General features: G+C 68.0%; 12 protein-coding genes. 6 read left to right on the forward strand and 6 right to left on the reverse strand.

Annotation, left to right across the window (positions count from 1 at the left end; translation table 11 throughout):
• Positions 1–307 precede the first annotated feature (307 nt).
• Both G8O29_RS14795 and G8O29_RS14800 read right to left on the reverse strand, forming a co-directional pair.
• On the reverse strand, positions 308–1,969 hold the full coding sequence (locus G8O29_RS14795) for an amidohydrolase (RefSeq protein ID WP_166404004.1): 1,662 nt from the start codon (positions 1,967–1,969) through the stop codon (positions 308–310).
• Between the two features lie 69 nt (positions 1,970–2,038).
• Positions 2,039–3,004, reverse strand: a complete 966-nt coding sequence (locus G8O29_RS14800) for an agmatinase (protein ID WP_166404005.1) — start codon at positions 3,002–3,004, stop codon at positions 2,039–2,041.
• A gap of 164 nt (positions 3,005–3,168) precedes the next feature.
• Between G8O29_RS14800 and G8O29_RS14805 the strand changes: the two genes are divergently transcribed.
• Complete coding sequence (locus tag G8O29_RS14805) at positions 3,169–3,558, forward strand: bactofilin family protein (protein ID WP_166404006.1); 390 nt, start codon at positions 3,169–3,171, stop codon at positions 3,556–3,558.
• Position 3,559: 1 nt separating this feature from the next.
• Positions 3,560–4,330, forward strand: a complete 771-nt coding sequence (locus G8O29_RS14810; RefSeq protein ID WP_166404007.1) for an enoyl-CoA hydratase — start codon at positions 3,560–3,562, stop codon at positions 4,328–4,330.
• 8 nt (positions 4,331–4,338) lie between these two features.
• Here G8O29_RS14810 and G8O29_RS14815 read toward each other — a convergent pair whose 3' ends face one another.
• From G8O29_RS14815 to ctaA, 4 genes are all read right to left on the reverse strand, one after another.
• A complete protein-coding gene (locus tag G8O29_RS14815) occupies positions 4,339–4,860 on the reverse strand; it encodes an MFS transporter (protein WP_166404008.1) in 522 nt (173 codons plus the stop codon).
• A complete protein-coding gene (locus G8O29_RS14820; protein WP_166404009.1) occupies positions 4,826–5,116 on the reverse strand; it encodes an OFA family MFS transporter in 291 nt (96 codons plus the stop codon). Before G8O29_RS14820 ends, G8O29_RS14815 begins: the two co-directional genes overlap by 35 nt.
• Before the next feature lie 171 nt (positions 5,117–5,287).
• Positions 5,288–6,757, reverse strand: a complete 1,470-nt coding sequence (locus G8O29_RS14825; RefSeq protein ID WP_166404010.1) for a carboxypeptidase M32 — start codon at positions 6,755–6,757, stop codon at positions 5,288–5,290.
• Positions 6,754–7,923 (reverse strand): heme A synthase, encoded by a 1,170-nt coding sequence (gene ctaA, locus G8O29_RS14830; protein WP_166404011.1) that lies wholly within the window; start codon positions 7,921–7,923, stop codon positions 6,754–6,756. Before ctaA ends, G8O29_RS14825 begins: the two co-directional genes overlap by 4 nt.
• 140 nt (positions 7,924–8,063) lie before the next feature.
• On the opposite strand from ctaA, the gene obgE reads away from it, so the two are divergent.
• The 4 genes from obgE (at position 8,064) to G8O29_RS14850 (ending at position 13,309) form a co-directional block, all read left to right on the forward strand.
• Positions 8,064–9,086, forward strand: coding sequence for a GTPase ObgE (gene obgE / locus G8O29_RS14835; RefSeq protein ID WP_166404012.1), 1,023 nt, complete (start codon positions 8,064–8,066; stop codon positions 9,084–9,086).
• Positions 9,087–9,094: 8 nt separating this feature from the next.
• Positions 9,095–10,210, forward strand: a complete 1,116-nt coding sequence (proB, locus tag G8O29_RS14840; RefSeq protein ID WP_437440812.1) for a glutamate 5-kinase — start codon at positions 9,095–9,097, stop codon at positions 10,208–10,210.
• Between the two features lie 78 nt (positions 10,211–10,288).
• Positions 10,289–11,548: a glutamate-5-semialdehyde dehydrogenase gene (locus G8O29_RS14845; protein ID WP_166404013.1), complete on the forward strand. Its 1,260-nt coding sequence runs from the start codon at positions 10,289–10,291 to the stop codon at positions 11,546–11,548.
• Between the two features lie 159 nt (positions 11,549–11,707).
• Positions 11,708–13,309 carry a DEAD/DEAH box helicase gene (locus G8O29_RS14850; RefSeq protein WP_166404014.1) on the forward strand — a complete coding sequence of 534 codons (1,602 nt, stop codon included), beginning with the start codon at positions 11,708–11,710 and terminating at the stop codon, positions 13,307–13,309.
• Positions 13,310–13,377 lie beyond the last annotated feature (68 nt).

Below are 13,377 nucleotides of genomic sequence, written 5' to 3' on the forward strand. Positions count from 1 at the left end.
GCCGATATGCTGCGATTAGACGCCGATGCGCGTCAGACCGCCCGCATATCCCTTCATTCATCACCTTTTCAAAGAGCGAGGACACAAAGCACGCAGCACACCAGTTTCCTGGCGTAACTGCCACCTTGCATCCAGAAGATTTCGCGGCGTTTCACCCCGCTTCCGATCCCTTCCGGCTTCGTTTCCGCCGCCGTTCCGTTTCGGTGAGGGCGTGTTTAGGCCCTGACTTCGGGGCCCGCAAGCGGAAAATGACAGGATGATGACGATTTTTCTCGGACCCCGCATTTTCCTAATCAAAATCAGTGTGTTAGTCCAGTCCGCCCGCCATGGAGAGCGGGTCGTGCGTCACCCTGCCCCCGGCGATCGTCAGCGCGATTGCGGTCTTGCCCAGCCGCTCGGGCGGAATCGCCTCGATATCGCCGTCGATCAGCACCAGATCGGCCGCCATCCCCGCCTTCAGCACCCCCGTCAGCCCCTCCATATGTGCTGCCCAGGCCCCGCCCGCCGTATAGGCGCGCAAGACCTCCATCAGGCCGACGCGTTCATCCTGACAACCCTCGTAAGGCTGCCGCGTCAGCGCCGCCTGGATGCCGCGCATGACGCTGACATCCGTCACCGGCCAGTCGCTGGCAAAGGCCAGGTGCGCGCCGTGGTCGGCCAGGGTCTTCGTCAGATAGGCATCCCGCCAACGATCCCGGTGGAAGACGTGCTCCATCGTGGACATCGGGAAGTCCATCGCTCCCGGCGGATGCGGCGGCTGGACGCTGGCCGTGATCCCAAGCGCCCCCAGCCGCGGCACATCGGCCCGGTCGATCAGCTCGATATGCTCGATCCGATGCCGCAGGTCGGGCCGGTCCGCCGCCTCATAGCCGTCGATCGTCTGCCGCACCGCCCCGTCGCCGATGGCATGGACCGCGATCTGCAAATCGCGGGCCGAAATCGCGCGGCAGATCTCCTTGAACCGCTCGGCCTCGAAAAGGGGCGCCCCGCGCTCGGTCGTTCCCGGATAGGGATGCAGCATGTAGGCGGTGCGGCTGTCCACCACGCCGTCCATGAACATCTTGACGAAGCCCGAGGTCACCCATTCGCCCTGGAACTCCGCCGCCATCGCACTGGCCCGGTCCAGTTCGGCCAGCTCCATATGCGGCTTGAAGTGGAACGGCACCTTCACCCGGGCTGTCAGCCGCCCCTCCTCTTCCATCTCCTTCAGCAGCACGCAGGTATAGCGGTTGCCGTCCATGTTCACCATGCTGGTGATCCCATGCATCGCGCAATGCGCCAGCCCCGCGGCCACCTTCTCCTTGTCCTTCGCGCGCTGTGCGGCATCGGGCCAGGGCTCCGGCTCCCCCCCCGTCGCGATCCCCAGCTGCAAGTGCAGATCGCCGGTCAGCGCCAGCACAGGCGAGAACGCCTCGAACTCCAGCAGCTCCCCCGTCGCCGTGCCGTCCGCGCCCATCACCACCACATGCCCCGGCGGCATCGTCGCCCCATGCAATAGCCCCGCTGCCTTCAACGCCGCCGTGTTCGCCCAGACCGTGTGGTGATCCGGCGCCATCATCGCGATCGGGCGGTCGGCGATCACCGCGTCCAGATCATGCCGCGTGACCGGATGGTCGAGGATCTCGTACGCCGCCCCCTGCGCCATCACCAGGGGCAGCCCGGGGTGCTTCGCCGCATAATCCCGGAACAGCCGCGCCAGCTCCTCGAACCCCGCCACCCCGCCCAGCTGCAACTGCGACAGCTCATTGCCCCCCAGCACCAGATGCAGATGGCTCTCCACGAACCCCGGCAGCAGCGTCCGCCCCCCTGCATCCACGACCCGTGTCCCCGGCCCCGCCAAGGCCTCCACCTCGGCCCGCCCCCCGACCGCCAGAATGCGCCCGCCCGCGAAGGCCACCGCCTCGGCCCGGGGCCGCGCCTCGTCCATCGTCAGGACCCTTGCATTGGTGATGATCGTCTCAGGCCGCATTCCCCACCCTTTTCATCTGTCTCCAAATATCCCACGGGGGTCCGGGGGTGTGAAACCCCCGGTCCGCCCTCAGCCCCGCGCGACCCGCTCGGCCATCACGCACAGCATCTCGAACATCAGCGAAACCCCCAGCCAGGCCGTCCCGCCTGACTGGTCAAACGGAGGCGACACCTCCACCAGGTCCGCCCCCACCACATCCAGCCCCCGCAGCCCCTGCGCCACCTGCACGGCCTGCCAACTGGTCGGCCCGCCCACCTCCGGCGTCCCCGTCCCCGGCGCAAATGCCGGGTCCACGAAGTCGATGTCATAACTCACATAGACCGGCCCCGCGCCCACGATCTCCCGCGCCTCGGCCATCACATCCTCGGGCCCTCGGGCGTGGAACTCGGCGATGGGGATGATCCTGATCCCGTTGGCCTCGGCAAAGTCCCGGTCCTCGCGCCCGTAAGCCGTGCCCCTTATGCCGATCAGCACATAGCGCGAAGGCTCGATCAACCCCTCCTCCACCGCCCGGCGGAACGGTGTCCCGTGATTATACCGCGAGGTGCCGAAATAGACGTCGTTCAGGTCGGTATGGCTGTCGAACTGGATCAGCCCCACGGGCCGAGCCTTCGCCACCGCCCGCAGGATCGGCAAGCTGCACAGATGATCCCCGCCCCCCGTCAGCGGCCTGATCCCCGCCGCCACCACCCGCGCATAGAACGCCTCCATCCGCGCCATCGACTCCATCAGGTCGCCCGGATTGGGCGCCACGTCCCCCAGGTCCGCACAGCGCGCCAGGTCGAACGGAGCCACCCAGGTCGCCCCGTTCACCGCCCGGATCATCGTGGACAGGTCGCGCAACTGCCGCGGGCCGTGCCGCGGCCCCGGCCGGTTCGTCGTGCCCCCGTCCCAGGGCGCACCGATCAGCCCGATCTGCACCTCGCCAAACCTCGGATGATCGAAGGGCACATGCGGCAGCCGCATGAAGGTCGGCACCCCGGCAAAGCGCGGCAGGTCAAAGCCCGAGACCGGCCGAAAGAAGCTGTCCGACATGCATCCCTCCTGATTCCCGGCCATCTGACCAGACCGGCCCCGCCTTGTCAGTGCCGATTGCGACATCCGGCCCGGGGAAACCTGCCACAGGACCAACGCAGCCCTTGACCCGACTTGCGCCTTCCTTCCTTATCAGCCCAACCCCTTTCCCAAGGAAGCCGCGCATGTTCTCCAAGACCTCCGATCCGACCTCCGCCCCGGCCACGCCCAGCCCGCCGCGTCCCTCGGCCTCGGGATCGAACTCGGCCCGCTCGGTTCTCGGGGCCGACCTGCGCATCACCGGAGAGATCACCTCCACCGGCTCGGTCGAGGTGCTGGGCGAGATCGACGGCAACATCACCGCGAACGGCCTGATCATCGGCCAGGAAGGCCGCGTCACAGGCTCGGTCAACGCCCATACGGTCGAGGTGAAGGGCAGGTTCGACGGCAAGGTCGCCTGCGAAAGCTTCACGCTCCGCGCCTCGTCGCAGGTCAAGGCCGACGTGACCACCGCCGCCCTCGTCATCGAAAGCGGCGCGCAGATCGAAGGCCGCTTCCTGAAACCCAAGGCCTGAGGTGAACGCCCGCCTGACCAGAACCGACGCGGAAGGCATCGCCACGGTCACGCTGGCCTCGCCCGGCACGCTGAACGCGCTGTCCACCGCGATGCTTCAGGATCTTGCCGCGACCTTCGGCCGGATCGCAGCCGATGACAGCGTCCGCGTGGTGATCCTTGCCGCCGAGGGCAAGGCCTTCTCCGCCGGGCATGACCTGAAAGAGATGCAGTCCTACCGCTCGGCCCCCGATGGCGGCCGCGCGCAGTTCCAGGCGCTGTTCGACCGCTGCTCGGCCCTGATGCAGCAGATCAGTGCCCTGTCCCAGCCGGTCATCGCCCGGGTCCAGGGCGTCGCCGCCGCCGCCGGTTGCCAGCTCGCCTGCACCTGCGACCTGATCGTGGCGTCCGAGACCACCCGCTTCGGCGTCAATGGCATCAACCTCGGCCTGTTCTGCTCCACTCCTGCCGTGGCGCTCTCCCGCCGCCTCGCCCCCGGCGCGGCGTTCGAGCTTCTGACCACGGGCGATTTCCTCTCTGCCCCCCGCGCCCATGCGCTGGGTGTGGTGAACCGCCTCTCCCCGCCCGACCGGCTGGCCGAGGACACGCGCGCCCTCGCCGCGCAGATCGCCGCCAAGGACCCCGCCGCGATCCGGCTGGGCAAGCGCGCCTTTCAGGCCCAGCTTGGCCTGCCGCTTGACCAGGCCTACCGCGTCGCGGGCGAAGCCAGCGTCGAAAACGCCCTCCGCCCCGACACGGCCGCGGGCATTGCCGCCTTCCTCGACCGCCGGTAGAGGCTGCCTCAGACCCCGTCCCTTCGGCGCAGAAGGACCAGCATCAATCCCAGCCCGGTCGCCGCCAGCACCAGCACATGGGTCAGCAGCACTCCGGTGTTCAGATAGACCGCCGTGAACCCGCCCGCGATGATCCAGAACGCGGGCTTCCGCAGCGCCGCTTGCAGCCTTCCCGGCGGGGCCGAAGGCAGGACCATTCCCGCCCGCTCCCGCCGCCGCAACTGCCGCACCGCAACCCGGTTCAGCGGAATGACCAGCACCATCAGCCCGGCAAAGGCGACCAGCGCCCCCTGCCCGCCCAGGACCTGCCCCAGCCAGTGGCCCAGCGGAAAGGCCAGCGTCCCGGCAAAGCCCGCCACCAGCGTCACCCGCGTGATCGCCGCCCGCGCGCGATGTCCCAAACGGCGGGTCAGGAAGGCGAAACAGGTCTCATAGAGGCTCCCCGCCTGCGTGACCCCGATGACCGCCCACAGGGCAAGCCAACCGGCCAGGCTGTCAACCAGCCCCAGCCCCGCCACCGCCAGCGCCATCACCCCCCGGCAACCCTGTCAGCATCTCGCCGCCCAGGCCCCGGTCGACCAGCCGCCCGGTGAACGGCGTCAGCCCTGCCATGACAAGGAAGGCGAGCGTCGGCCCCAGTGCCAGAGTTCCCTTCGACCAGCCGGTCGCCGCCTCAAGATCCGGCAGCAACGCCGGAAAGGAATAATAGCTGCCCGCATAGATCAGCGTCTGCCCGACCGCGAGCAGCCAGACCGCCGCCCCGCCCTTTTCCGTCGCGCCTGCCACTCCGCCCCCCATTCGACTTCGTCTCCCCGTCGAAAGGCCGCCTCGCACGGAGGGGAAAGCTCGCCGACAGGCTCGAAGCATCACGTCTGTGGTTAAGATTTCCTGAACGCCCACGGCCAAGCCATTGAAATCAAAGGCTTGGAAAAAGCGCCGCGCGCGGCGCGCGGGCCCTCAGACCCCGTAGATCGCCCCGAACTTGGCCTCCAGATAGTCCAGGAGCGGCCCCTCCGACGGCTCGAACCCGCAGGCGCGCCGCACGACATCCCGGGGCTCATAAAGGCCCCCATGCCGCTGCACCCGCTCCCGCAGCCACCCCGTCGCCGCCGACACGTCCCCGCGCTCCATCTGGCCGTCCAGCCCCGGAATGTCCGCCCGCAGGGCCTTGACCAGACAGCCCGCATAGACGTTGCCCAGCGTGTAGGTCGGGAAATAGCCGAACAGCCCGCAGGACCAGTGCACGTCCTGCAACATCCCGTTCGAGGGCCGGTCCACCGCCACCCCGAAATCCGCCCGGAAACGGTCGTTCCAGGCCGCCTCCAGATCCTCGACCTGCAACTCGCCCCGGATCAGCGCCCGTTCCAGATCGAAGCGCATCATCACATGCAGGTTGTAGTGGACCTCATCCGCCTCGGTGCGGATATAGCCCGGATGCACCCGGTTCACCGCCTTGTAGAAGGCATCCGCATCCGCGATCCCGAAGTCTCCGAAGACCTCGCGCATCCGCCCGAACAGCCATCCGGTGAAGGCGCTGCTGCGGCCCAGCTGGTTCTCGTAGGACCGGCTCTGGCTCTCATGCACCCCCATGGACACGCCCTGCCCGATCGGCGTCAGCGCATAGCCTGCGTCGATGCCCTGTTCATAGGCCGCGTGGCCGACCTCGTGGATCGTGGAATAGAAGCAGTTGAACGGGTCCGTCTCATTCACCCGCGTGGTGATCCGCACGTCGTGGCCCGACCCCGAACTGAACGGATGCACCGCCAGATCGATCCTCCCCCGCGACCAGTCATAACCGAAGACCGTCGCCAGCTCGCGGCTCAGCGCCAGCTGCGCCTCCTGCGGGAACACCCCCACGACGCCTTTCGGAGCCTCGGCGCCCAGCACCTTCTCGCGCAAGGCGACCAGCCGGGGCCGCATCGCATCGAACATCGCCGCAATCGCCGCCCCGGTCATCCCCGGCTCATAGTCGTCGACCAGAGCATCATAGGGATCGCCCCCCGCAGCCAGCGCCGCGCCCTCGGCCCGCTTCAGGTCCACCACCTTGCGCAGGGTCGGCAGAAATCCCGCCACATCCTCGCGCGACCGGCACTCGGCCCAGACGCCCTGCGCCAGCGACATCGTCGCCGCGATCTCTTCGGCCAGCTTCGCCGGAACCTTCATCGTCCGCGCATAGGACCGCCGGATCAGCCGCAACTGCGCCTCGCCCACCGCATCGGGGGCCTGCGCCGCCTCCAGCCAGCCCGCGATCCGCGGATCCGTGCGGCGGGCGTGCAGCACCCCTTCCAGCGCCCCGATCTCCTCGGCCCGCTGCGCTGCGGAGCCCTCAGGCATCACCGTCTCCTGATCCCAGCCGAGCCTGCCTGCGACCTGCGCCAGGGCCTCGGTCTGGCGCTGGAACGCCATCAGTTCCTCAAAAGCGCTCACACCGTGCCCTCCCGGATCGACCCCGCCACGGGGTACATGGACAGATACCGCGCCCGCAGGATCAGCACCCAGAGGATCACCGCGCCGATCTGGTGGGTGATCGCGACATGGACATGCGCCACGGTCAGGACGGTGGCGATGCCCAGCGCCATCTGCACCACCAGCATCGCCATCACCTGATGGTAAGCGGTCCGCGTTGCCTGATAGCTGGACTGCCGCCCCCGCAGCCAGACCACAACGCCAAAGGCGAACAGCAGATAGCCGGACATCCGGTGGATGAACTGCACAAGGCCGGGGTTTTCGAAGAAGGCGTGCCAGACCGGCAGGCTGCCGCCCTGCCCGTCCGGGACGTAGAAGGCATCCGCCGGGAAGAACTGCCCGTTCATCAGGGGCCAGGTCGGGAAGGCCCGGCCTGCGTCGATCCCGGCGACCAGCGCGCCCAGAAGAATTTGCAGGAAAACGAAATGCATCAACCCGGTGGACAGGGAAGACAGCTTCGCCTCGCGCCCGCGCCGCGCCGTCATCAGCTCGGCCTCGGACCGGCCCAGCAGAAAGACATACCAGGCGATGAAGCCCAGGATCACGAAGGCCAGACCCAGATGCGTTGCCAGCCGATAGGACGCGACATCCAGCATCTCGCCCTCCAGCCCGGACGACACCATCCACCAGCCGATCGCCCCCTGCGCGCCACCCAGCACGCCCAGAAGCAGAAGCCGACCCGTCCAGCCCGGCGGGATCTGCCGCGCCACGGCAAAGCCCACGAAGCCCAGCAGCCAGACCAGCCCGATCACCCGGCCCAACTGGCGATGGCCCCATTCCCACCAGTAGATCGTCTTGAAGGCCTCCAGGCTCATCCCCTTGTTCTGCAACTGGTATTCCGGGATGGCGCGATACTTGTCGAACTCTGCCTGCCAGTCGGCCTCACTCATCGGCGGCAGGGCGCCGGTGACCGGCTTCCATTCGGTGATCGACAGGCCGCTGTCCGTCAGCCGGGTCAACCCGCCCACCGCGATCATGGTGGCGACCAGCATAAACAGCGTCACCAGCCACAGCCGGATGCCGCGCCGCGCGCCCCTTGGCCGGGCGTCGATCCCGCCGCTTGCTGGCGTGATGGCAGCCTTCTGCTCTGCCCCGACCTCTTCGAATATGCTGCGCTTGGTGGCCATCCGCTGAACCCTTTCGTCTCGGCCCGGACACTAGGCCCCCCCACCCCGGCCTTCAAGGCCCTGCGGCAAACCGGCCGCGGCTTGAGCATCCGCCCCGCTTCCTGTATCCCCGCCCTTTGACCCTGCCCGAAAGCACCGCCATGAAGTTCCTCGACCTTGCCAAAGTCTACATCCGCTCCGGCGGCGGCGGGGCGGGCTGCGTGTCCTTCCGGCGCGAGAAGTTCATCGAATTCGGCGGCCCCGATGGCGGCGACGGCGGTCATGGCGGCAGCGTCTGGGCCGAGGCGGTCGAGGGGCTGAACACCCTCATCGACTATCGCTACCAGCAGCATTTCTTCGCCAAGTCCGGCCAGCCCGGCATGGGCAACCAGAAGACCGGCAAGTCAGGCGAGGACATCGTGCTGAAGGTCCCGCTGGGAACGGAAATCCTGGACGAGGACGAGGAAACCGTGATCGCCGACCTCACGGAACCGGGCCAGCGCGTCTGCCTTGCCGAAGGCGGCAACGGCGGCTGGGGAAACCTGCGCTTCAAATCCTCGACCAACCGCGCACCTGCCCGCGCCAATCCCGGCCAGCCGGGGATCGAGCGCACGATATGGCTGCGCCTGAAGCTGATCGCCGATGCCGGGCTGGTCGGTCTGCCGAACGCGGGCAAGTCCACCTTCCTTGCCGCCGTCTCGAACGCCCGGCCCAAGATCGCGGATTACCCCTTCACCACCCTGGTCCCCAACCTCGGCGTCGTCGGCATCGACGGGCACGAGTTCGTCATGGCCGACATCCCCGGCCTGATCGAGGGCGCCTCGGAAGGCCGCGGCCTTGGCACCCAGTTCCTCGCCCATGTCGAACGCTGCAAGGTCCTGTTGCACCTGGTCGATGGCACGTCCTCGACAATCACGAAGGATTTCAGGACCATCGTGACCGAACTTGAAGCATATTCCGAAGTCCTAGGCGACAAGCCCCGCATCGTTGCCCTGAACAAGACCGACGCGATGGACGCGCGTCAGATCACCGACCGCCGCCGCGCGCTGGAGCAAGCCAGCGGAGGCCCGGTTCACGTCATCTCCGGCGTCTCGGGCAAAGGCTTGCCGGAGGTTCTTCGCGCGCTGTACGCTACCATCACGGCGGAGGCCCCGGTGCAGGAGTCCACGCCGTGGCAGCCTTGAGTTCGGGCCTGACACTTCACGCCCCCGACATCCGCACGGCGAAGCGGCTGGTCGTCAAGATCGGTTCGGCGCTGCTGGTGGACCGCCGCACGGGCCTGAAACAGAACTGGCTCTCTGCCCTTGCCCTCGACGTGGCCGAGGCCAAGACGCGCGGCACCGATGTGGTCCTCGTCTCCTCCGGCTCCATTGCCCTTGGCCGCAAGGTCCTTGGCCTTCCCGACGGCGTCCTGACGCTGGAGCAATCCCAGGCCGCCGCCGCCGTCGGCCAGATCCGCCTGGCCCGCGCCTACGAGGAAGTGCTCGCCCCCCACGGCATCACCACCGCGCAGGTGCTGGTCACGCTGGAGGACACCGAGGACCGCCGCCGCTACCTGAACTCCCGCGCGACGATGGAAACGCTGTTGGGCCTCGGCGTCGTGCCGATCGTGAACGAGAACGACACGGTGGCGACCGACGAGATCCGCTTCGGCGACAACGACCGGCTGGCCGCGCAGATTGCGGTGACGGTGGGGGCGGATCAGTTGGTCCTCCTGTCCGATGTCGACGGCTTCTACACCGCGAACCCGAAAGAGGACGCCAGCGCCACCCGCTTCGACGTGGTGGACCTGATCACGCCCGAGATCGAGGCGATGGCGGGCGACCCGATCAGCGGCCTGTCGAAGGGCGGCATGAAAACCAAACTCCTCGCCGCCAAGACCGCCGTCGCGGGCGGCTGCGCAATGGCGATCATGGAAGGCTCCACCCTGCGCCCCCTCAAGGCCCTGGCCGAAGGCGCGACGCGCACCTGGTTCGTCCCTTCCGCCGACCCGCATGTGGCCCGCAAGCGCTGGATCAACGCGATGAAGCCCAAGGGAGAACTGGTGCTGGACGCGGGCGCCGTGACCGCCCTGCGCGCAGGCAAGAGCCTGCTTCCGGCGGGGGTTACCAAAGTGACGGGCAGCTTCGGCCGCGGCGAGCCGGTGGCGATCCTGTCGCCCGAGGGCGTGGTTCTCGGCAAGGGCCTCGTGCGCTATACTTCCGCCGAGGCGCGCAAGATCGCCGGGCATCGGTCGGGCGAGATCGAGGCGATCCTCGGCTATCAGGGCCGCGCGGCGCTGGTGCACAGGGACGATATGGTGGTATGAGGCGGGCCCAAATTCCTTCGAAGGAATTTGCAAAAGTTTTCGAAAACTTTTGCGCCCCAGTTGAGACGGAGCGAGACGATGGACGGCCAATTCACCGACCTGATGACCGAGATCGGCACCAAGGCCCGCGCGGCCGCTGCCGAGCTGGCCTGCGCCTCCTCCGAACGCAAGGCCGCCGCCCTGATCGCCGCCGCCGATGCCGTCTGGCGCCGCCGTCAGGAAATCTTCGACGCCAATACCCTCGACCTCGACGCCGCCGACCAGCGCGGCATCACGCCCGCGATGCGCGACCGGCTGCGGCTGGACGACAGCCGCCTGCGCGGGATCGTCGATGCGCTGCGCCAGATCGCCGAACAGAAGGACCCGGTGGGCCGCATCCTGGCCGAATGGGACCGCCCGAACGGCCTGCACATCCAGCGCGTCGCCACGCCCCTGGGCGTCGTCGGCGTGATCTACGAATCCCGCCCGAACGTCACCGCCGACGCAGGCGCGCTCTGCCTCAAATCCGGCAACGTCGTCATCCTGCGCGGTGGGTCGGAAAGTTTCGAGACGTCAGAGGCGATCCATTCCTGCATGCTCGACGGGTTGAAATCCGCCAATCTTCCGCCTGCCGCGATCCAGTTCGTCCCCACCCGCGACCGCGAGATGGTGACGGCCATGCTCCAGGCCACGCAATGGATCGACGTGATCGTCCCCCGGGGCGGCAAGGGCCTTGTCGGCCTTGTGCAGCGCGAGGCGCGCGTCCCGGTCTTTGCGCATCTCGAAGGCATCTGCCACGTCTATGCCGACCGCGACGCCGACCTGGAAAAGGCCCGCCGCGTGGTGCTGAACGCCAAGACCCGCCGCACCGGCATCTGCGGCGCGGCCGAGTGCCTGCTGATCGACTGGCAGTTCTATACAAAGCACGGTGGCGTGCTGATCGAGGACCTGCTGAAAGCCGGCGTCGAAGTCCGCACCGAAGGCGAGCTGCTGAAGATTCCCGGCACGAAACGCGCCGCGCCGGATGATTTCGGACGCGAATTCCTTGACATGATCATCGCCGCGAAACTGGTGGACGGGGTGGACGAGGCCATCGCCCATATCCGCAGATACGGCAGCCAGCACACCGAGGCGATCCTGACTGAGAACGACGCCACCGCGCAGCGTTTCTTCGACCGGCTGGACAGCGCCATCCTGATGCGCAACGCCTCGACCCAGTTCGCCGACGGGGGCGAGTTCGGCATGGGCGCGGAAATCGGCATCGCCACCGGCAAAATGCACGCCCGCGGACCCGTGGGGGCCGAACAGCTGTGCAGCTTCAAGTATCTGGTGACGGGCGACGGGACGATCCGGTCCTGAGCCCCGCTGCCCCCCGCGCCCCGGGAAGGTCCCCGACTTGACCCGGCCGGCAATTTCCGCTATGCGCCCTGTGCGGCCGTATCAGGCCGAGACGCCGGGGCGCCCGGAAACTTGCGTCCCATCACCCATGCGGTCCGATGCCGCATCCATAGGACGCTGATGACCAGATTTTCCGACCTCGCGCTGGACCCGCGCGTGCTGCAAGCCGTCTCCGAAGCCGGCTATGAGACCCCCACTCCGATCCAGGCCCAGGCCATTCCGGAAGCGTTGAAAGGCCGCGACGTGCTGGGCATCGCCCAGACCGGCACCGGCAAGACCGCCAGCTTCACGCTGCCGATGATCACGCTGCTGGGCCAGGGCCGTGCCCGCGCCCGGATGCCGCGCAGCCTGGTGCTGGCGCCCACTCGGGAACTGGCCGCCCAGGTGGCCGAGAACTTCGACATCTACGCCAGGCACACCAAGCTGACCAAGGCGCTTCTGATCGGCGGCGTCGCCTTCGGCGAACAGGACAAGCTGATCGACCGCGGCGTCGATGTGCTGATCGCCACGCCCGGCCGGCTCCTCGACCATTTCGAACGCGGCAAGCTTCTGCTGACCGGCGTGCAGATCATGGTGGTGGACGAGGCCGACCGGATGCTCGACATGGGCTTCATCCCGGACATCGAACGCATCTTCCAGCTGACCCCGCCGAAACGCCAGACGATGTTCTACAGCGCCACCATGGCGCCGGAAATCGAGCGGATCACCAGGACCTTCCTGAAGGACCCCGCCAAGATCGAGGTGGCGCGTCAGGCAACGACCTCGCTGACGATCACGCAGTCGCTGATCGAGGTGAAGCCGGCGCGCAAGGACCGCAGCTTCGCCGACAAGCGGGCCTGCCTGCGGGCGCTGATCCGCGCCGAGGGTGCGGCCTGCACCAATGCGATCATCTTCTGCAACCGGAAGATGGATGTGGACGTGGTGGCGAAGTCCTTGAAAGCGCACGGGTTCAACGCCGCGCCGATCCATGGCGACCTTGCGCAGTCCGAGCGGATGAAGACGCTGGACGCCTTCCGCGACGGGACGCTGCACCTGCTGGTCGCCTCGGACGTGGCCGCGCGCGGTCTGGACATTCCGGCGGTGAGCCATGTGTTCAACTTCGACGTCCCCTCGCACCCCGAGGATTATGTCCACCGCATCGGCCGGACAGGCCGCGCGGGGCGACTGGGCAAGGCCTTCACCATTTCGGTGCCGTCGGACGAAAAGTATCTGAAGGCCATCGAAAACCTTATCAAGACGGAAATCCCGCGCGGCGCCTTGCCCGAGGGCTTCGAGCCCGACACCAGTGAAGGCAAGCCGGATCGCGCCCCGCGCGAAGACCGCAAGGGCCGCGATCGTGGCGGCCGTAGCCGCGACCGCGAACGTCCGGTCAAGCCGCATGACGAGGCCGCGCCGATGGAGCCGCTGGTCGTCGTGGCCCGCGCCGAGCCCGCCGAGGACACACCGCGCGAAGAGCGCCCGGCGACCCAGAAAGAGCCGCGCGGCGCCGAGCGGTCAGGCGATCGCCGTCGCGAAGCCCGCAGCGAAGCCCGCAGCGAAGCCCGCAGCGACCGGCGCGAACCGCGCGAGGACCGTCGCGACCATCGCCGTGACCGCGATCTCGGTCCCTCGGTGATCGGCATGGGCGACCATGTGCCGGACTTCATCCTGCGCAGCTTTGCCCTGACCCCGGCCCGGACCGAAGAGGCCGAAGACCTGGCAGCCACCGGCACCGAGGGCTGACGCGCCTCCTCGCGCGACTTCGTCGTCTCGTCGGGCGCTGACCGGCGAGGAGCGACGAAGTCGGCGGC

It is taken from the genome of Rhodobacter calidifons (assembly GCF_011174775.1).
Lineage (GTDB): Bacteria > Pseudomonadota > Alphaproteobacteria > Rhodobacterales > Rhodobacteraceae > Tabrizicola > Tabrizicola calidifons.

Coding starts and splice junctions, on each gene's coding strand:
- G8O29_RS14805 (WP_166404006.1), top strand. CDS start 3,169: ATGTTCTCCAAGACCTCCGATCCGACCTCCGCCCCGGCCACGCCCAGC.
- G8O29_RS14795 (WP_166404004.1), bottom strand. CDS start 1,969: ATGCGGCCTGAGACGATCATCACCAATGCAAGGGTCCTGACGATGGAC.
- G8O29_RS14845 (WP_166404013.1), top strand. CDS start 10,289: ATGGACGGCCAATTCACCGACCTGATGACCGAGATCGGCACCAAGGCC.
- G8O29_RS14815 (WP_166404008.1), bottom strand. CDS start 4,860: ATGGCGCTGGCGGTGGCGGGGCTGGGGCTGGTTGACAGCCTGGCCGGT.
- G8O29_RS14850 (WP_166404014.1), top strand. CDS start 11,708: ATGACCAGATTTTCCGACCTCGCGCTGGACCCGCGCGTGCTGCAAGCC.
- obgE (WP_166404012.1), top strand. CDS start 8,064: ATGAAGTTCCTCGACCTTGCCAAAGTCTACATCCGCTCCGGCGGCGGC.
- G8O29_RS14800 (WP_166404005.1), bottom strand. CDS start 3,004: ATGTCGGACAGCTTCTTTCGGCCGGTCTCGGGCTTTGACCTGCCGCGC.
- ctaA (WP_166404011.1), bottom strand. CDS start 7,923: ATGGCCACCAAGCGCAGCATATTCGAAGAGGTCGGGGCAGAGCAGAAG.